This is a genomic window from Bradyrhizobium sp. 170 (assembly GCF_023101085.1).
In the GTDB taxonomy this organism is placed as follows: domain Bacteria; phylum Pseudomonadota; class Alphaproteobacteria; order Rhizobiales; family Xanthobacteraceae; genus Bradyrhizobium.
The window spans coordinates 8,641,128-8,660,003 of sequence record NZ_CP064703.1 but is presented as its reverse complement, the minus strand read 5'-3'; the positions used below and the strand labels follow the sequence as shown (position 1 = coordinate 8,660,003).

At 61.4% G+C, this 18,876-nt stretch carries 19 protein-coding genes; 8 read left to right on the top strand and 11 right to left on the bottom strand.

What is annotated here, in order from left to right; all coding sequences use genetic code 11:
* Nucleotides 1–16 precede the first annotated feature (16 nt).
* Complete coding sequence (locus IVB05_RS40845; RefSeq protein ID WP_247781743.1) at nucleotides 17–1,327, bottom strand: mechanosensitive ion channel domain-containing protein; 1,311 nt, start codon at nucleotides 1,325–1,327, stop codon at nucleotides 17–19.
* A 237-nt stretch (nucleotides 1,328–1,564) separates the two neighbouring features.
* On the opposite strand from IVB05_RS40845, the gene IVB05_RS40840 reads away from it, so the two are divergent.
* The gene (locus IVB05_RS40840; RefSeq protein ID WP_247781741.1) at nucleotides 1,565–3,358 is read left to right on the top strand and encodes a potassium/proton antiporter; all 1,794 of its coding nucleotides are present in this window, start codon (nucleotides 1,565–1,567) and stop codon (nucleotides 3,356–3,358) included.
* A gap of 119 nt (nucleotides 3,359–3,477) precedes the next feature.
* Here IVB05_RS40840 and IVB05_RS40835 read toward each other — a convergent pair whose 3' ends face one another.
* On the bottom strand, nucleotides 3,478–4,065 hold the full coding sequence (locus tag IVB05_RS40835) for a PEPxxWA-CTERM sorting domain-containing protein (RefSeq protein WP_247781739.1): 588 nt from the start codon (nucleotides 4,063–4,065) through the stop codon (nucleotides 3,478–3,480).
* Between the two features lie 237 nt (nucleotides 4,066–4,302).
* Nucleotides 4,303–4,899, bottom strand: a complete 597-nt coding sequence (locus IVB05_RS40830; RefSeq protein WP_247781738.1) for a PEPxxWA-CTERM sorting domain-containing protein — start codon at nucleotides 4,897–4,899, stop codon at nucleotides 4,303–4,305.
* Between the two features lie 310 nt (nucleotides 4,900–5,209).
* On the opposite strand from IVB05_RS40830, the gene IVB05_RS40825 reads away from it, so the two are divergent.
* The 4 genes from IVB05_RS40825 to IVB05_RS40810 all read left to right on the top strand — a co-directional run bounded on the left by IVB05_RS40825 (nucleotide 5,210) and on the right by IVB05_RS40810 (nucleotide 6,773).
* Nucleotides 5,210–5,500: a P27 family phage terminase small subunit gene (locus IVB05_RS40825; RefSeq protein ID WP_256473089.1), complete on the top strand. Its 291-nt coding sequence runs from the start codon at nucleotides 5,210–5,212 to the stop codon at nucleotides 5,498–5,500.
* Entirely contained in the window at nucleotides 5,484–5,678 is a 195-nt protein-coding gene (locus IVB05_RS40820) for a hypothetical protein (RefSeq protein ID WP_247781736.1), read from the top strand. The genes IVB05_RS40825 and IVB05_RS40820 overlap by 17 nt, the downstream gene beginning before the upstream one ends.
* Before the next feature lie 33 nt (nucleotides 5,679–5,711).
* Entirely contained in the window at nucleotides 5,712–5,993 is a 282-nt protein-coding gene (locus IVB05_RS40815; protein ID WP_247781735.1) for an XRE family transcriptional regulator, read from the top strand.
* 231 nt (nucleotides 5,994–6,224) lie between these two features.
* Complete coding sequence (locus tag IVB05_RS40810; RefSeq protein ID WP_247781734.1) at nucleotides 6,225–6,773, top strand: hypothetical protein; 549 nt, start codon at nucleotides 6,225–6,227, stop codon at nucleotides 6,771–6,773.
* Between the two features lie 65 nt (nucleotides 6,774–6,838).
* Here the strand turns inward: IVB05_RS40810 and IVB05_RS40805 are convergent, their stop codons facing one another.
* Nucleotides 6,839–7,357 carry a hypothetical protein gene (locus IVB05_RS40805; RefSeq protein WP_247781732.1) on the bottom strand — a complete coding sequence of 173 codons (519 nt, stop codon included), beginning with the start codon at nucleotides 7,355–7,357 and terminating at the stop codon, nucleotides 6,839–6,841.
* Nucleotides 7,358–8,519: 1,162 nt separating this feature from the next.
* Here IVB05_RS40805 and IVB05_RS40800 point away from each other — a divergent pair.
* The 3 genes from IVB05_RS40800 to ilvD all read left to right on the top strand — a co-directional run bounded on the left by IVB05_RS40800 (nucleotide 8,520) and on the right by ilvD (nucleotide 12,750).
* On the top strand, nucleotides 8,520–9,449 hold the full coding sequence (locus tag IVB05_RS40800; protein WP_247781730.1) for a glycine/sarcosine/betaine reductase selenoprotein B family protein: 930 nt from the start codon (nucleotides 8,520–8,522) through the stop codon (nucleotides 9,447–9,449).
* Nucleotides 9,450–9,576: 127 nt separating this feature from the next.
* Nucleotides 9,577–10,770 (top strand): CoA transferase, encoded by a 1,194-nt coding sequence (locus IVB05_RS40795; RefSeq protein ID WP_247781728.1) that lies wholly within the window; start codon nucleotides 9,577–9,579, stop codon nucleotides 10,768–10,770.
* 135 nt (nucleotides 10,771–10,905) lie between these two features.
* Nucleotides 10,906–12,750 (top strand): dihydroxy-acid dehydratase, encoded by a 1,845-nt coding sequence (ilvD, locus tag IVB05_RS40790; protein ID WP_247781726.1) that lies wholly within the window; start codon nucleotides 10,906–10,908, stop codon nucleotides 12,748–12,750.
* A 5-nt stretch (nucleotides 12,751–12,755) separates the two neighbouring features.
* Here ilvD and modC read toward each other — a convergent pair whose 3' ends face one another.
* The 7 genes from modC to IVB05_RS40755 form a co-directional block, all read right to left on the bottom strand.
* Nucleotides 12,756–13,415: a molybdenum ABC transporter ATP-binding protein gene (gene modC, locus IVB05_RS40785; RefSeq protein ID WP_247781724.1), complete on the bottom strand. Its 660-nt coding sequence runs from the start codon at nucleotides 13,413–13,415 to the stop codon at nucleotides 12,756–12,758.
* Nucleotides 13,416–13,417: 2 nt separating this feature from the next.
* Entirely contained in the window at nucleotides 13,418–14,113 is a 696-nt protein-coding gene (gene modB, locus IVB05_RS40780) for a molybdate ABC transporter permease subunit (RefSeq protein WP_247781722.1), read from the bottom strand.
* The gene (gene modA / locus IVB05_RS40775; protein WP_247781720.1) at nucleotides 14,113–14,898 is read right to left on the bottom strand and encodes a molybdate ABC transporter substrate-binding protein; all 786 of its coding nucleotides are present in this window, start codon (nucleotides 14,896–14,898) and stop codon (nucleotides 14,113–14,115) included. Before modA ends, modB begins: the two co-directional genes overlap by 1 nt.
* A 200-nt stretch (nucleotides 14,899–15,098) precedes the next feature.
* Nucleotides 15,099–15,620 (bottom strand): Spy/CpxP family protein refolding chaperone, encoded by a 522-nt coding sequence (locus IVB05_RS40770; protein WP_247781718.1) that lies wholly within the window; start codon nucleotides 15,618–15,620, stop codon nucleotides 15,099–15,101.
* Nucleotides 15,621–15,652: 32 nt separating this feature from the next.
* Entirely contained in the window at nucleotides 15,653–16,600 is a 948-nt protein-coding gene (mepA, locus tag IVB05_RS40765; protein WP_247781717.1) for a penicillin-insensitive murein endopeptidase, read from the bottom strand.
* Nucleotides 16,601–16,789: 189 nt separating this feature from the next.
* Nucleotides 16,790–17,596 carry a phytanoyl-CoA dioxygenase family protein gene (locus tag IVB05_RS40760; RefSeq protein WP_247781715.1) on the bottom strand — a complete coding sequence of 269 codons (807 nt, stop codon included), beginning with the start codon at nucleotides 17,594–17,596 and terminating at the stop codon, nucleotides 16,790–16,792.
* Nucleotides 17,597–17,871: 275 nt separating this feature from the next.
* Nucleotides 17,872–18,873, bottom strand: coding sequence for a tripartite tricarboxylate transporter substrate binding protein (locus IVB05_RS40755; protein WP_247781714.1), 1,002 nt, complete (start codon nucleotides 18,871–18,873; stop codon nucleotides 17,872–17,874).
* Between the last annotated feature and the right edge of the window lie 3 nt (nucleotides 18,874–18,876).

The following is an 18,876-nucleotide window of genomic DNA, read 5'->3' as shown; positions in this document are numbered from 1 at the left end:
CTAAAAAGACTTGCATCTAGCCGGAAACCTCCACCACCTGTTCAACCGGCAGCGCGCCGCCGCGGACGCGGATTTCGCGGACCGGATAGGGAACACGGATCCCCTCGCGCTTGAAGGCGTCCCACAGCGCCAGCATCACCTCGCTCTTGACGTTGTCCAGGCCGTCCGGATCGGGCAACCAGAAGGTCAGGGAGAACTTCATCCCGGCCTCGGCGAATTCGGTCAGGATGCAGTTCGGGGGCTTGTTCTTGATCGCGCGCGGCACGGCGCCGGCAATGTCGACGGCCAGCTTGCACACCGCCCGCGGATCGGCATCGTAATTGGTGCTGAACAGCACCTTCACCAGCGTGTTCTTGTCGGTATAGGTCCAGTTGACGACCTTCTGCGTCACCAGATCCTCGTTCGGGATCAGGAACTCGCGGCCGTCGCCGGCGGCGACCGAGATGTAGCGCGTCTTCATCGTGCTGATGCGCCCGGTGTTGTCGCCGATGGTGACGAGGTCGCCAGGTTTCACCGATTTGTCGACCAGCAGGATGATGCCGCTGATGAAGTTGGCGACGATTTTCTGCAGGCCGAGGCCGATACCGACGCCGGCCGCGCCGGTGAACACCGCGAGCGCCGCGAGGTTGATGCCGACCGCGCTCAGGGCGATCGCAATGGCAAATACCATCAGCGTCAGCCGGACGATCTTGACCAGCAGCACCTGGATCGACGGGGTCAGATCGCCGGATCGGGTGATCCGGCCTTCCACGAAATTGCTGGCGATGTTGGTCAGCCACAGCGCCGCGATCAGGAGCGCGCCAAGCTTGATCAGCAGCAGCGGCGTCAGGCGCAGGTCGCCGAGCACGATCGAGACCGAGTCGAGCGCCTCGATCGCCGGCTCGAGCTGGCCCAGCGTGCTCAAGGCCACCACCAGCCATGCCGATATCGACACCAGCCGGACCACAAAGGTATTTCGGATGACCGAGGTAACGAGGTTGATGACCAGCCACGCCAAGGCGAGCTTGGCGGCAACCGCGAGCAGATAGCTGCGGCTTGGCCAGGTCGACGCGATCATGACCCCGCGCGCCAGCATCACCAGCAGCGCGAACACCGCCGTCGACGTGCTGCCGACCAGAACGCGGACGAACAGCCGGAACGGCGCCGGCCACCCCATCGCAATCGACGACACGTCTATCCTGGAGCGGACGGCCGCGCCGCCGGCCCAGGCGAGCCCGGCCGCGGTCAGGATCAGTCCGAGCTGCAGATAGAACCAGGGCGAGGTGACCTCCGCACCAACCGATCGCGCGGCGTTGTGCAGGACCTCGATGATCTCTTTCAAATCCATCGGCTAAATCTCGTTCGAGGCTACCCGGCCCCATCAGGCAAAGTTGATTCGTGCGCAGCCGGCAGATTCCCACAAGCGGAGTGCGGATGCTATCGATACGCAGCTACGGGGACAGGTTAGGCCCGTAAATCGGGCACATTGCTGCTATCGCAGAAATGGGTTGGCGTTCAACTGTGGCAACGATAAGGATGCAATTGCAAGTATTTGCCAGGATTGTAGAGGTTATTGCGGAGGTTCATGGCTTCTCTCGACTCGGTCAGCATCGCCATCTTTCTGGGCGCTATCCTGGTGATGGCGGGCATCCTGTCGAGCTTGCTCGCGCTGCGCTTCGGGGCGCCGCTGCTGCTGGTGTTTTTGTTCATCGGCATGTTGGCCGGCGACGCCGGCCCCGGCCAGCTCAGCTTCGATGACGTCCGCACCACCTATCTGGTGGGATCGGTCGCGCTGGCGCTGATCCTGTTCGACGGTGGCCTGCGGACCAAGTTTCAAAGCATCCGCATAGTGCTGGCGCCATCGATGGTGCTGGCAACCATCGGTGTGCTGGTCACCGCGCTGGTCGCCGCGCCGGCCGCCAAATACGCCCTCGATCTGAACTGGACCGAGTCGCTTCTGGTCGGGGCCGTCGTGGCGTCGACGGACGCGGCGGCGGTGTTCCTGCTCGTTCACACGCAGGGCCTGCGCCTGCGTCCCCGTGTCGGAGCAACTCTGGAAGCCGAATCCGGCACCAACGACCCGTTCGCGATCTTTCTCACGCTGATGCTGGTCAAATTCATTTCACTCGGTGAAAGCTCGCCTCTGCATGTTGTACTGCAGCTTGTGCGCGAAGGCGTGCTCGGCGCCGTCGTCGGCGTGATCGGTGGCCGTCTGGTGGTGGTGGCGCTCAATCGCATGGCGCTGCCGCAAGGCCTGCATGCGCCCTTTGTCACGACCGCTGCGCTCGTGATCTTCGGCGTGGCGCAGATCTCGCACGCCTCGGGATTTCTCGCGGTCTATCTCGCCGGCATCATCATCGGCAACCGGCCGACGCGCGCGCATAATTCGGTGGTGACGTTTCTCGACGCCGCGACCTGGCTGGCGCAGATCGTGATGTTCGTTCTCTTGGGCCTGCTGGCGTCGCCGCAGCGCCTTCTGGACAGCGTGGTTCCTTCCGTGATCGTGGCGCTGGTGCTGATGCTCGTGGCGCGGCCGCTTGCGGTGCTGCTGTGCCTGGCGCCGTTCCGGTTCAACTGGCGCGAAAAGGTCTTCATCGCCTGGACCGGCCTGCGCGGGGCGGTCGCGATCTTTCTGGCGTCGATCCCGATGCTGGTCGGGCTGTCCAAAGCCTATCTCTATTTCGACGTCGCCTTTGTCGTGGTCGTCATCTCGCTGCTGCTGCAGGGCTGGACGCTGGGGCCGGCGGCGCGGTGGCTGCACGTGGCGCTGCCGCGCGTCGACCGCGGCCCGCGGCGTGTCGAGCTCGATCTGCCGGGCCAGCTCGAACAGCAACTGGTCGGCTATCCCGTCCGCTCGAAGAGCCTCTACTTCCGGCGAGGGCTCATTCCATCCTGGTCCAAGCCGACGCTGGTGATCCGCGACGAGCGGATCCTCTCGCCCGTCGAGGCCGATCCGGTCGCGGTCGGCGATTATCTCTACCTGCTGGCGCCGCCGGAAAAGGCCGAGGCGCTGGATCGCTTCTTCGTCGACATGGCGCCGAGCTCGGCGCCCGACCCGCATCTGCTCGGCGATTTTATGGTATCGGGCGAGCACACGCTCGGTGAACTCGCCCAGATCTACGGCGTATCGGCCGGGGAAGAGCAGGCTAGTCTGACGCTGGCGGATTATTTCGATATTCATCTCGACCGTGCGCCGAAGGAAGGCGCCGAGCTGGTGCTCGATCCGATCGTTCTGGTCGCGCGCAGCATCAGCGGCGGCCGGGTCAACGTGGTCGGCCTGCGGCTGCCGGAGGATGAGGAAGAGGCCGTGCCCCTGACGCGTAGGCAGAAGGCCAAGCGCAAGCTTGCGGAGATCTGGTCGTCGGTGGCGGGTGTCTGAAGACGCGCGAAAATCGCTTGAGCGTTGCACCGCAATCAACCCGATGACTAGTGGGAGAGCACGGCCAAAACAAAAGACCGCCCGAAGGCGGTCTCTGTATTCTCGACCTCGTATTTAAATCAGACGGCGAGTGCTGCAGTCTTGCGGCGGCGATAAGTCATGTAGCCAACACCGGCGAAACCGAGGATCATCATCGCCCAAGTGGAGGGCTCGGGGACGGGACTGGCGAAGTTCACCACGACCGTATCATTCGCTGCAAACGTTTGACCGGCCCAATTGACCTCAAGAACACCGCCCACGAGCGAAGCGCTGACCGTATGGCCAATCGAGACAACGTTTGTAATTGCACTGAAGGGATTGCCGGATGTGATTGTAAACTCCGGACCGTTAAATGGAGCGGCGGTTCGGGACGCTGCGTTCAGCCAGGTGAAGGTCACTGCATAAGCCGTGAAATCAATGGCGATTTCGTCGTTGATGCTGGGATTGGCTAGGTTGGCTATTATCAGGGTGGTTTCAACTCCGGGATCGGTGACAGAAAAAGTCGATTGCGTATAAGCAAAAGCACCGGTGGGGACGGTGTTAGAGTCAGGAAACAAATATGACGCAGAGAGCGTATTGCCAATGAGCGTCGCCGCATTCGCGGAAGGCGCAATCACTAGACCGGATATCAATAAGGCAGCGGCAGCACTCAAGGCCAATTTATTCATCTTCAACTCCCCATGCGCATTAAAAAATTGGGCGCTTAAAACTAAAAAGAAATGGAATTAGCCCCAATTTAATAACACTGCGCTCAAAGGTAAGCAGCGTCAAGCAACGCTATTGAAGTTAGATTGGTGATTTTAATCCAACGTTTGTTGGCCTCTGATTGCAGTCGCATACTTCGTCAAAAAAAATGCATGAACGAAAAACCGCCCGAAGGCGGTCTCTGTATTTTCGATCTAGAATCAGGCGGCGAGCGCTGCGACCTTGCGACGGCGATACGTCATGAAGCCCACACCAGCGAAACCGAGGATCATCATCGCCCATGTGGAAGGTTCAGGGATAGCCGCTACTGACGCATGTACATCGAAGTCGTCAAAGGCCATTCCGCCGGGATCTTGACGACCATGCACTTGAAGACTCGTAACGGCACTCGTAGCGAGCAGGCCGGTATAGGTGAACTGATTCCAACCACCCGGGTAAGTATTATTTGCTGGATTTAGAACGTCTGCAATCTTGACGCCGTTCCAAAATACCGTGAGTTCGCTGGTTGGGCCAGCGCCTTCTGTCACAAAGAAGCTTAGGTCATAACTTTGGCCCGCCGTTGTGGCCAGAGCCTGCTCAATGAACGCACCCGAATTCAGGGTCGAAACGCATTGTGGTCCGGTGCAAACAGTCGCGGCCGATTGCGAACCTGTATTACCGTCGTTGAATATGAAAAAGATTGATTGGCTCCAGCTTGTGAAGCCGAGTTCGAACGATGGATTTGCGACAATATTCGCGCTTGCTAAAGAAGGCCAGAGGGCTGCAGCGGCAATTAAACCGAGCAATTTTTTAGACATGCTTTGTTCCCAAACTAGATGTGCTTACAGCAAGCTCGGACGGCACGCCGACGTTGTCCGACGCTGCGCTTTATATGGAGTTGTTCTGCCCACCGCTGGCATGGGTGTTGTCTATTGAAATAGCGGGCACTTCGGTAATTGACCGCTTAGCGACAACACAGGGCGCAGCAATATTAGCGCCCACGGTTCCAGCCTGCACAGTTCCACGCTTGGCCGCAAGGCCAAACATCAAATAATTCGCTCTAATTATATGCGCAGCCGTACTTAATTGCGGCTGGCGTGCAATGCGAAAAATCCCAAAAGGACAATAATGCGCGGAAGAAAACCCAACATAACCGCCCTACCCGGCGCACTAGATAGGCCCCCACCGGCACCGGCTCGCATTCGTGAATGCGAAGCGGTGATTCAGAAACAGGGCCTGACCTATGTCAGCCCAACAGGCGAGTCGAAGCGACGGCCTGAATCGACACTAGCAAAAGAAAATATTGAAGTCGCAAGACGGCTTGCGGCAGAGCTAGGCATTACACCGGCCAGCCGATCGAAGAACAAAGGCGGCGCTACCGAAGATGACAACGAAGACGAATTTGGAGTGGATATTTGACGATAGCCCCCTACCCGATCCACACGGCTATGGCGAACGCGCCGCAAAAATTTATCAACGCACTCCGCCATCCAAAATCCAGCACTGTCACGGTAACGCCATTTCGACGCCGAAAACCGAAATCGACAAGATCAAGCGCAGATTGAAAGAAGCCGAGAGCTTGGCGGAGAGAGAATGAAAAAAAGCCAGAGTCACAAAGAGCAGCGGCAATGTGTTCGCGGATATCGGTCTTCCTAATGCTGCCGAACACTCCATCAAGGCGGATCTTTTCCTGCGCATTGCCGCTCGGATCAAATCAAAGGGCCTGACCCAAGCCAAGGCCGCGTCGCTGCTCGGTCTAGCTCAACCGCTGTGTCAAAACTTTTGCGCGGGCATTTTGCCGGTTACACCTACGACCGTCTGTTTGGTTACCTCAATGCCTTGGGTGAGAAAGTCTGTATCGAAATATCGGAAGCAAAAACCAGGAAAGACGCCCGGCTTGAACTGGAGATGACAGACTGAGAAAGATCTGGACGCAGCAGCGTTACGGTGCCAGCAGTTGCGGTGTCACCGTAATGCCCTCCAAATCGACCCCGGACAGCGTGAGTACGCTGGTATGGACAGCACTTGAGACCGGCATTAGCGCAGTCATCTCCCACTGGATTTACACGGCCGTCCGCAACGTAATGGGCTGCTAGGCGCTCAAAATGCCCCGTAGGGCAACGGAATATGGTATCTCGGTCCTATGACCGTGAAGCGCCCAAATCCCCTCAAAGACCGTCCTACCGAGGACCAGCAGATTGACGTTCTGCAGGCCCTGAGAAAAGCGCCTGACCACATGCTTGCCATCACGGCAGCTGCGTATGTGGACTACGCACTTGAGATGGTTTTCCGGGAGCGGATGCGCGTCGATAAAGACGAGGAGGGGCGCATTTTCGAGGGTGGAGGAAACGGAATGCTGGCGACGGCATCCTCCAAGATCACTCTCGCCTACGCCGCCCGGTTTATCGAGAAGCCGTCGCGAGACGACCTGCGGATCATCAATCGCGTCCGCAATATATTCGCCCACAGCATGCACCAAATCGACTTCAAGCATCCTGAGGTCGCCGCTCAGTGCCGAAAGCTCAGCCTGATACAGCGCCGGAGTGATATGTTTCCGGATGCAGCGACAGCGGACCCGCGCTCCCTCTATTGGAATACATGCCTGGACTTCTTCGCCGCGTGGCAGTTTCAGCGTCGTGGCATCCAAGAGGATGGCACTATTCAGTACGTCGCTCCGCTCGACGACGAATAACCCATACTACTTTCATTGCCGCTTCAAAAAAGTACTTACAGCCGTCTCACAGGACCAGCCCGGCTTCAAAAATCATTATTTCTGGTCAGTAGAGCCTCGACATACTGAACGCCTCCAGCGTCGCGCGCTCGGCACCATAACTTAAACTTCCTATAGCTAATCGCTTTCACGTTCTGCGTAGACCAGTCAGGACTCAGCGAATAATACGTCTCAGTTTTGGCCCTGACCCTGGACTGAAACATCTCAAATCCATCTGCCACACACTTTTTTGAATCCTCTTCTGAGAACCCAAAATTCACGATGAATTTTCTAATCGGACCATACAAAGCTTCTACATCCGGGTCATTGAGTGAGGCTGCATTTCGCAACGACATTAAGACACTCGTCTCTCGCCCTTGTATCATTCCGGTGACCTTACCCCGCTCAAAGAAGCAGGCCGGTCCCATCCCTCCTTGTGCGCTGCACTTAGCGTCTGGCGGCACCGCCTCGCGCATCATTTTCTTTAATGCGTCCTCTTGAAGCCACTGAGCGTTCGCTGTGCTTAGTCCAATTCCCATGATTACAAATGTGATGATCGCGCGCATGAAATTCTCCCGACTAAAAGTTATTTGTTAAACAGGCATCGTCAGCTATCCCCATCCGCCACATTCACTTATAAAATGGCATGCTATATTAGCTGCATGCAATGTTTAATCTATAATCCAAATTGTGCGTCTGCGAGCCGTCAGGCTCTATCGGCATCGAAGCCGATGGCAGGCACATAGCTTGGATTAAACATCCGGAATTGCGGAATTGCGGTGACAGTGCACTCAACTTTTTTGTCGATGCAATCGTCCGCAATGCGCCCATCAATGACGCAACGTGAAAGTTAAATGTGCACCGTAATTCCCGTAATTCCGTAATTCCACGATGGGGCAAATCAGTGAGCGTTCGGCCCACGGTCGCACGGTCTCGCTTCCAAAAACACCGCCAAACCCGCTGCGCGCAAAATCGAATTTCACCCGTCATTTCAACGCGATTTGGGTCGTCCAGATTACGGGGCGAAAATATTCCGCTTCTCATTTCCCCCAAATCAGCTGCATCTTCGCGCCATCCCGCCTCATCGAAGAGGGGCGTACGCGTCGTCACGATACGTGGAGTGCGGGGAGCGGTGGACGCGATGGCGTTGCGCGTGCGAGGCATTGCAGGGCGGTCTCGAGCTTGGTCTTGGGGCTGTGAGCGATCGATCCGCGCAGGACGAGCGGCGTTGTCGCGTACGGCAAAAGCGTGTGGTTCTGGCACCCGTGGCTGGTGTCAAGCTGGCGGAGGTTGATCGAACCCAACCGGGTTCGTTGGGCCGTCAATCCGGCAGCGACGGAGGCAAGAGGAATTCGTCTCCGGGAAGAGCGCGCCATAAGCCGTCAAACCATTGCGCAGGGAAGGCCGGATGCTCTCCGCTGGACCTGTATGCTCGTGTGCGCACTTCTTTGTGCACATTGCACACGAGACCGCGGGTGCAGCGCGCACCCGGTCTTCCCTGCGCCCTCGTTATTTCGGGGGGCACGAGCCGTCGCATCAACTCGGGGCGCGCGTCGCCTGCGAGCGTAGCGGTGCGTCCGGGCTTGTTGAGGCAATTTGAGGTCGACCTTTGGTCGTCGGTCGCGGGGTTTGAGTGATTATTTCGACGGTTGAGCAATCAGCCGACTATCTCTAGTCTGGCCGCAGGCCGACCAACGGCCTCATGGTGGAAACGCAGGAGACATAATAATGTCCGCCCCCCTCGACGACCAGCTCGGCTTCGCGCCCGACTACGATTCCCCGGTCCCCTATATGCAGCGGACGCGCGATTACTACGCCGCGATCGGCTACACCACGCCCTACCGCTGGGCGCATTATGTCGAGGCGCCGTTCCAGCCGCTGAAGAAACCGCTCGCGAAGTCGCGCGTGACCATCGTCACGACAGCCGCGAAGTATGATCCCACCAAGGGCGATCAGGGTCCGGGCGCGGCCTACAACGGCAGCGCGAAATTCTACCAGGTCTATGACAGCGACACTGCCAAGCAGCACGATTTGCGGATCTCGCATATCGGCTACGACCGCAAGCACACCACGGCCACGGACAGCGGCACCTGGTTTCCGTTGTCGCAGCTTCTGAAAGCCGCCGCCGCGGGGCGGATCGGCGAAGTCGCGCCGCGCTTCTTCGGTGCGCCGACCAATCGCAGCCATCGCGTCACCATCGAAGTCGACGCGCCGGATATTCTCGCCCGCTGCCAGGCCGACAAGGTCGATGTCGCCGTCATCGTGCCGAACTGCCCGGTCTGCCACCAGACGTCCGCTTTGGTGGCGCGTCATCTCGAAGCCAATGGCATCCCCACCGTCGTCATGGGCTGCGCCAAGGATATCGTCGAACACGCCGCCGCGCCGCGATTTCTGTTTTCGGATTTCCCGCTCGGCAACTCCGCCGGCAAGCCGCATGACGTGGAATCGCAGGCGCTGACGCTCGAACTGGCGCTGCGTCTGCTGGAGTCCGCGGCAGGCTCCCGCACCACGATGCAGTCGCCGCTGCGCTGGAGCGAGGATGCCTCCTGGAAGCTCGACTACAACAACATTGCGCAGATGAGCCCGGAAGAACTGGCGCGCCGCCGCGCCGAGTTCGACAAGCAGAAAGAGATCGCGCGCGGCAATCGGGCGGCGTGAATTGGCCGCGCGACTTCAGAGTCGTCATTGCGAGCGAAGCGAAGCAATCCACGCTGCGGCAAAAAAGAAAGAATGGATTGCTTCGTCGCTGCGCTCCTCGCAATGACGCCCGCAGGAGGAAACTGAATTGACCCGACCGTTCGAAGGCGTGAAGATTCTCGACTTTACGCAGGTGCTGGCAGGCCCCTATGCGAGCTACCAGCTCGCGCTGCTCGGGGCCGACGTCATCAAGGTAGAGCGTCGCGAAGGCGAGGACATGCGCCGCACGCCGCTGAGCCGCGAATGGGCCGAGCGCGGCCTCGCCCCCGGCTGGCAGGCCATCAACGGCAACAAGCGCAGCCTCACCCTCGATCTCTCGAAGCCGGAGGCGATCGCCATCGTCAAGCAACTCGCCGCCCAGGCCGATGTGGTGATGGAGAACTTTCGCCCCGGCGTGATGGACAAGCTCGGCATCGGCTACGCCGCGCTTTCGGCGATCAACCCGCGGCTGATCTATTGCGCCATTTCAGGGTTTGGCCAGACAGGCCCGGAACGGCTGGGCGCCGGCTATGACGGGAAGATCCAGGCCCTGTCAGGCATCATGTCGATCACCGGCCACGCCGAGACCGGGCCGACGCGCGCCGGCTTTGCGGTTTGCGACGTGTTGTCGGGCTCGACCGCAGCCTTCGGCGTGTCGAGCGCGCTGTTCCAGCGCACTCATACAGGCAAGGGGCAAATGGTCGATGTCTCCATGCTGGAGGCGACGCTGGCGTTCCTGTCCGGGCAGGTCGCGGACTACTCGGTCGCCGGCCATCGCCAGCAGCTCTCCGGCAATCAGGCCGTGAGCCGCAGGCCGACCGCCAACCTGTTCAAGGCGGGCAACGGCTATCTGCTGCTCGCCGTCAACAGCGAGAAACAATACCGCGCGCTGATGACTGCGCTTGATCGAGCCGATGCGCTGGAGGACCCGCGCTTCGCCGACTGGTTCGCCCGTCAGGAAAACGAGAAGGCGTTGCGGGCCATCATCGAGGAGGCGCTCTCGAAGAAGGACCCGCGCGATTGGGAAAAGATCCTGGAAGCCGCGGGCGCGCCCTGCGCCAGTATTTGGAAGGTCGAGGAGGTGATCGATCACCCGCAGATATCAGCGCGCGGTGCCATTCAGGAGATCGATACGCCCTATGGACGCCTGCGCTTTGCCGGCAGCGGGTTCCAGCTCGCCCATGGCGGCGGCAGGCTCGACCGGATGGCGCCCGCGCTCAGCGCCCATACCGAGGAGGTGCTGGCCTCGCTCGGCTATGACGCGAAAGCGATCGCGGAACTGCGTGCACGCGAGGTCGTCTAGCGGTAGCCGGGGCAGGGGCGTCTGCACCCTGTCCCGTTTTGGGTTGACCAGCGCATGGCGACCCTGCGCCAACGCGCTTTAATCAGCAGAGCTCACCGTCTAAAAGACGCCTTTCCCGATCCAAAAGGACAGATCATGCCCGCCTACCGCTCCCGAACCACGACCCACGGCCGCAACATGGCGGGCGCCCGCGGCCTCTGGCGCGCCACCGGCATGAAGAACGAGGACTTTGGCAAGCCGATCATTGCCGTGGTCAATTCGTTCACCCAGTTCGTGCCCGGCCACGTGCACCTGAAGGATCTCGGCCAGCTCGTCGCGCGCGAAATCGAGAAGGCGGGCGGCGTTGCGAAAGAGTTCAACACCATCGCGGTCGACGACGGCATCGCCATGGGCCATGACGGCATGCTCTACAGCCTGCCGTCGCGCGAGATCATCGCCGACAGCGTCGAGTACATGGTCAACGCGCATTGCGCCGACGCCATGGTCTGCATCTCCAACTGCGACAAGATCACGCCCGGCATGCTGATGGCCGCATTGCGGATCAACATCCCGACCGTGTTCGTCTCGGGCGGCCCGATGGAGTCGGGCAAGGTCAACATCAAGGGCAAGCTCCGCGCGGTCGACCTGATCGACGCCATGGTCGCCGCCGCCGACAGCAATGTCAGCGACGCCGATGTGGAAGTGATCGAGCGCTCTGCCTGTCCGACCTGCGGCTCGTGCTCGGGCATGTTCACGGCCAATTCCATGAACTGCCTCACCGAGGCGCTGGGCCTCGCGCTGCCGGGCAACGGCTCGGTGCTGGCGACGCATGCCGACCGCAAGGGATTGTTCGTCGAGGCCGGGCACCTGATCGTCGATCTGGCGCGGCGCTATTACGAGCAGGATGACGAAACGGCGTTGCCACGAAAGATTGCGAACTTCAAGGCGTTCGAGAATGCGATGACGCTCGATATCGCCATGGGCGGCTCGACCAATACGGTGCTGCATCTGCTGGCGGCGGCCTATGAAGGCGGCATTCCCTTCACGATGCAGGATATCGACCGGCTATCGCGCCGGGTGCCGGTGCTGTGCAAGGTCGCGCCGTCGGTGCCGGACGTGCATCTGGAAGACGTTCACCGCGCTGGTGGCGTGATGGCGATCCTCGGCGAACTCGATCGCGCCGGCCTGCTCAACCGCGGCCTGCCGATGGTTCATAGCAAGACGCTGGAAGACGCGCTTAATCGCTGGGACATCGTTCGCACCAAGAGCGAGAGCGTCCGCAAATTCTTCATGGCCGCGCCGGGCAATGTGCCGACGCAAGTCGCCTTCAGCCAGGAGCGCCGGTTCGAAGAACTCGATACCGATCGCGCCACCGGCTGCGTTCGTGACGCCGAGCATGCTTATTCGAAAGATGGCGGCCTTGCCGTGCTGTCGGGCAACATCGCGCTCGATGGCTGCATCGTGAAGACCGCGGGCGTCGATGAGAGCATTTTGAAGTTCGAGGGGCCGGCACGGGTGTTCGAAAGCCAGGACGCCGCAGTCGAAGGCATTCTGGGTAACAAGATCAAGGCGGGCGATGTCGTCGTGGTCCGCTATGAAGGCCCGCGCGGTGGCCCCGGCATGCAGGAGATGCTCTATCCGACCAGCTACCTCAAATCGAAGGGCCTCGGAAAAGTTTGCGCATTGGTCACCGATGGCCGCTTCTCCGGCGGCTCGTCAGGCCTGTCGATCGGGCATCTCTCGCCGGAAGCCGCCGAAGGCGGGTTGATCGGGCTGGTGGAAGAGGGCGACCTTATCAAGATCGACATCCCCTCGCGTTCGATCAGCCTCGTGGTCGATGACGCCACGCTGGCGAAGCGGCGCGAAGCCATGCTGGCCCGTGGCGCGGACGCATGGAAGCCCGCCAAGAAGCGCAGCCGCAAGGTAACGATGGCACTGAAGGCCTATGCGGCGTTGACGACGAGCGCCGCCCGCGGCGCGGTGCGTATCGTTCCGGAGTAAAGGGGCTACGTCAGCACCTTGACACCGCCGAGCGCGGTCACGCGGCCGCGCTTGAGCATCACGATCTGCGTCGCCAGTTGACGCAGTTCGGCGGCGTCGTGGCTGACATAGACCATCGGAATGCCTTCGTCGCGCAGCCGCACCAGATAGGGCAGGATTTCCTCCTTGCGGCCCTCGTCGAGCGAGCCCAACGGCTCGTCCATCAGCAACAGGCGCGGCTTTGACAATAGCGCACGGCCGAGTGCGACGCGCTGGCGTTCGCCGCCGGAGAGCTGGCCGGGGCGGCGGTCGAGCAGCTGGCCGATATCGAGCAGGTCGGTGACGCGCGCGTGCTGTGCCGGATCCACGGCGAGCCTGTTCATGCGCCGGCCGTAGTCGAGATTTTGCCGCACGTCGAGATGCGGGAACAGCCGCGCGTCCTGAAACACGTAACCGATCCGGCGTCGGTGCGGCGGGATGTGAATGCCTTTCGACGTGTCGTCCAGTGTTTCACCGTCGAGCGCGATAACGCCGCGGTCGGGCCGCAGCAGCCCCGCGATCATATTGATCAGCGAGGTCTTGCCGGCGCCAGATGCGCCGAACAGGCCGGTGACGCGGCCCTGGCTTTCGAACGAGGCTTCCAGCGAGAACTCGCCGAGTTGCTTGGTGACGTCGACGCGCAGCATGGTCAGTTCCCGTGCAGGCGTTTGGTGGCGCGCCGCGCGAACCATTCGGAGGCGATCAGCGCGCCCATTGCAATCAGGGTGGAAATCAGCACCAGCCGCATAGCCGCGCTGTCGCCATCCGGCGTTTGAATCAGCGAATAGATCGCGGAAGAAATGGTCTGGGTCTCGCCCGGAATGTTGGAGACGAAAGTAATGGTGGCGCCGAACTCGCCGATCGCCTTGGCAAAGCCGAGCACCATGCCGGCCAGCACGCCCGGCAGCGCCAGCGGCAAGGTCACGGTGGCGAACACCTGCCACGGCGGGGCGCCGAGCGTGCTCGATGCCTGTTCCAGCCGGCGGTCGATCGCCTCGATCGATAATCGAATTGGCCGCACCAGGAGTGGGAACGACATGATGCCGCAGGCCAGCGCCGCTCCGGTCCAGCGAAACGCGAACACGATGCCGAGGTTATCGGCGAGCCACGCGCCGACCAGCCCGCGGCGGCCGAAGGTCAGCAGCAACAGGTAACCGGTGACGACGGGGGGCAGCACCAGCGGCAGATGAACCAGCGCATCGAGGATGGACTTGCCCCAGAATTCACGCCGCGCCAGCAGCCACGCCAGTGCGATACCGAACGGCGTCGCCACCAGCGTCGCCATGACGGTGACGCGCAGGGACAGCAGGATGGCCGTCCATTCGGCCGGCGATATCTCGAACATCAGGTCGACGGGCTGACGAGGAACTTGAAGCCATACTTCTCGAGGATGTTTTTGGCTGCGGTCGAGCGCAGGAAGGCGAGATAGTCCGAGGCCTCCGGTTTTGCGGTGGTGGTCGCCGCCACAGGATAGACGATCGCAGGATGGGAATCGGCCGGGAAGGTACCGATGATCTTGACGCCGGGTTCGGCCTTGGCGTCGGTCGAGTAGACAATGCCCAGCACCGCTTCGCCGCGCGCGACCAGCGTCAGCGCGGCGCGCACGCTTTCGGCCATCGCGAATTTGGATTCGGCGGCCTGCCATGAACCAAGCTTCTCGAGCGCCGCCTTGCCATATTTGCCGACCGGCACTGATTTGACGTCGCCGGTGGCGATCCTGCCGTCGCCCGCGAGCTTCGCGAGATCGAAGCCGGGGCCGATGCTGGCATTGTCGACCTTGGAATCCTTTGGCGCGATCAGCACGATGCTGTTGCCGAGCAGATTGACCCGGCTCGATTCATTGATCGTCTTTTTCGACGCCGCATAATCCATCCAGTCGGTGTCGGCGGAGATGAACACGTCGGCCGGCGCGCCCTGCTCGATCTGCTTGGCGAGCCCCGAGCTCGGGCCATAGCTGACGGTGATCTTGACGCCCGACTTCGCGGTATAGGCGGCGTCGATCTCGTCGAGCGCATTCTTCATCGAGGCCGCGGCGAAGATCGTCAGGGACTTGTCCTGCGCGGCGGTGGGCGAGGGGATGGCTGCTAACGATACGGCGAAGGCCAGGAAAAGGCCGGCAAGACGGTTCATCGGGCGCTCCATGCATGATTGCGAGCCGCGGTTGCCGCGCGCAAGACAGGCGTTGGTTGGGTTAAGGCGACCGTCGGAAGCGCCGTTCCGGTATTTCCTGGAGGACTTGCGGTCGATCAGGATGTCGCCAGCCCTGACAATAGTCAGGATAGGGGAGGAGGTAAAGGCGGCTGCACCGCCTGCAGGGTGCAGCCGGAGCATCAATGGTGGTGTCGCTTGTGCCCGCCGCCGCCGTAACCGCGCAATTCCGCATACTTTGTCATCTGCGACGGGGTCAGGATGCTTCCGGTCGACAAATGATATTTCAGGTGGGTCTCGCGCAGCGTCCCCTGCGTGGCCGCAACGGCCCCAGTGGACGCCTTCAGGCTTTCCGGCGTGACCGTGCGGGTTGCAAACTGCTTGTCCAGTTCGGCTTCCTGCTCGATCAGCTTCGCGCCCAGCGGCATCGCTTCGGCCTTCATGGAATCGAACAGGCGCTGCATGCTGGCACGCTGCTCGGTGGAAAGTTCGAGCTTGTCGGCGAGCTCGAGAACGTGCAATGGCCCCGGATAACCGTTCAGCTCCGCGGCGAGCGCCAGGCCCATGCCGCGGCCGGCGCCGAGGTCGGCAATCTGCTGTTCGGAAAGCGCCTTGATCGGGCGCGTCTGCATCCCGGCATAAGGAGTTTGTGCATGCACGCTCGTGACGAAAGCGATGGATGCAATCAGGGGCCAAATCTTCATCGTCATTCTCCTGCGGATTTGATCTTGTGCGGTCAATGCTTTGCGTCCGGCGCGTTCAATACCGCCTTGCAGGCGGGCGGCAGCGCGGCCATCGTCATCGGCGGCTTCGGCTTCGGCGGCACTTTCGGCGGCTTCGGGTGCAGCACCGCATCGCTGAACCAGTAGGCGAGATCGCCGGTGCTGCAGCCTTCGCCGTCGTTCGGTTCGGGCTGGCTTTCGCATTCGCCGGCGCCGGGCGGGCATTTGATGCGGATGTGGAAGTGATAGTCGTGGCCGTACATCGGCCGCACCTTGTGCAGCCAGTAGCGGTCGCCTTTGGCCTCGCGACAGAGCGCCTTCTTGATCGCGGCATTGACGAAGATGCGCTGCACGCTGGGCTCCAGCGCGGCGGCGCGGATCACCGCGAGATGAGTCGGCGTCCAGGCGTGCGGATCGATGTCGAGCCGGTCGGTGCGCACCATCATCACGGCCGACGTCTCCTCGCGCTCGTTGCGCGATAGTTGCCGGTTCGGCATCGGCGTCAGCCAGATGTCAGCATCGAGCCCCACCTGATGGCTGGCATGTCCGGTGAACATCGGCCCGCCGCGCGGCTGTGACATGTCGCCGACCAATATGCCCGGCCAGCCGGCATCCTTGCGCGCTCTTGCGGCAAGCCGCTTGACCAGTGCGACCAGGTCGGGATGGCCCCAGTAACGATTGCGCGACAGCCGCATCACCTGCCAATTGTCGCCGTTGATCGGCAGCCCTTCCGCGCCCGCGATGCAGCCATGGGCATAGAACCCGTGCACGCGCGTCGGCATCGCCGCCGGCAGCACCTTGCGGCCGAACAGCTCCTTGGCGGCGATGTTGGGATCGTTCGGGTTGGCGAGCGGCGGCAGCGGTTTTGGGTGGACAGTGCCCTTGTCCTGCGCCCATGCGCTCGCGGCACTGGCGGCGATCATCAAGGTCAGGAGGGGGATCAGAATCAGGCGGGGGTTCATCGGATCACTCTATTCGCGAAAAACGTAGCATGAAATTGGCAATGGGAGACAGGCGCTGCAACCGCTATTGCGGCGTTGTTTGCCCTGTTCCAGCGCACCGTTCCGCGCAACACGCGCATCGAGATCAACTGGAGCGGGGACGACCACCCTCGTTGGTGACCCCGCTCCGGCTTCATTCCCGGATTCTTGTTATGCGCGAGCCTGCAAGGCCTGCCGGATGGACCGTTCAACCGGCGAATAATCGCCATCCGCCCGCTCAAGCCTGAACGGCTGAGACGGGTGCAGCGGTGGCTGCGCCATGAAACGCGGCGCGGATCCCCGGTGCATTTGCGCGGCGTGAACAAGCAGCGGGTGGCACAGATAGACCGTGCCGGCATCGCCGGTCGCCTGTATCTCGGGCCGGTCGCTTCCCATCTCGTCCGGCCTCAAATGCGACATGCCGGCCTCGCCGGCCGGTTCGAGAAAGCGCGCCATGTGCAGATGCGAGCCCGGCCTTATTCGGGTGGGCGCGTCGGCTTCCCCCACATCGGAGAACAGGAACAGCATCAGCAGCGCGCGTCCGCGCGACGTCACGTTGACCCGCCATGCGGCGTAATCATTGCTGTCGACAGGTTGGTCCTCTCCCGGGAAGCTCACATCGACATGCCAGCCGGCGTCGCCGGGGTCGTGAGGACTGGGAAACCGCACGGGGAAGGTGCCGAGGTCGGCTCGCGGCCACCAGCGTCCCTTTCCGACGAGCTGGTCGAAGGCGGCATGAAGCAGCGGGCTGTTGACGGCTTTCCTGAAGGGGTCGTCGCTGTAATAGCCGAGGCGGATCACCGGCTGCGTCCAGGTTGCGGGGTCGTCGGGATCGCAGGGCAGATCGCGCCACAGGATGGCGCGACCCTGCTCGGCAAGCTCGCGCGGAAAGGCGCGATCGATCCGCACGAAGCCGTCTTGAATGAATTGCTCGATCTGCGCGTCGCTGAGCGCGCGCGCTGGTTTGCTGTCAGGCATGAGAATCCTCTTAATCGCTGGGCAAACGACCGTGGCCTGCGCGAAGCAGGAGCGGCCGGGCTATTTCTGTCGGAAACTTCCGCCCGCCTGAGCGGGCAACGCGGTCAGCGCGCGAGAAAGAAGACAGAAGCGATATTGGAGGTACGGATCATCATGGCACGCACAATCTATCACGTGCACGGCAGCGTTCAACCGGCACGCAGCGGCGCCGTGCACGCAGCTCCGGCGGAGCGGCACACGCAACATTCGGATCGAGGTCAATTAGATGGCGGGACCTATTGCAGCTCGATATTGGCCGACTTGATCACCGCGGCCCACCGGTCGACCTCCTCGCGCATGTATTTGGCTGTCTTGTCGACCGGGCCGCCGAAAATTCCGGCGGATAGTTTCTTCAGCTGGTCCTGCACCGCGGGCTGACGCAACGCCTCGTTCACATCGGCATTGATCTTGTCGACGATGTCTTTCGGAGTTTTAGGTGGCGCCACGATGCCGTACCAGGCGACTGCTTCAAAACCCGGCAGCGTTTCGGCCATCGTCGGTACATCCGGCAGCGCCGGCAACCGATCGGAAGAGGCCACCGCGAGCAGCTTCAGCTTGCCGGCCTGAACCAGCGCCAGCGAGACGCCGAGATTGTCGAACATGACGTCGACGTCGCCGGCGACGAGACCCTGCAGCGCAGGCGCCGAGCCGCGATACGGAATGTGCCGCAGCTTCACCTTTGCCATCAGCTGAAACAGCTCCGAGGTCAGATGCGAGGTCGTGCCGTTGCCTTGCGTGGCGCAGATGGTCTTGTCGGAATTGCCCTTCAGGTATTCGATCAACTCGGGCACGCTCGATGCCTTGATGTTGTTCGGATTGACGATCAGCGCATTTGGCACCTGGGCCATGACGATGACAGGCTCGAACTTCGTCGGATCGAAGCCTAGCTTGGGGTACAGATTGTGATTGATCACCAGCGGCGGCGGCGGTGACGAGAGCAGGGTGTAGCCGTCGGGCGCCGAATGATAGACCTGTTCGGCGCCGATGTTTCCGGCGGCGCCCGTGCGGTTCTCGATGACCACCGGCTGGCTCCATTTGCGTGACAGCCAGTCGCCGACAATTCGTGGGATCGCATCGGCCGTTCCTCCAGCCGGAAATGGAACGACGATTTTTACGGTCCGGTCCGGATAATCACCGGCCAGCGCCGGCGTATGACCATGCGCGGAGAAGGCCAGAAGCAGTGTCAGGACGGCCAGTCTACGGCGGACGGGAAGCAGAGCTGGCGTAGAGCCGTGCATTCA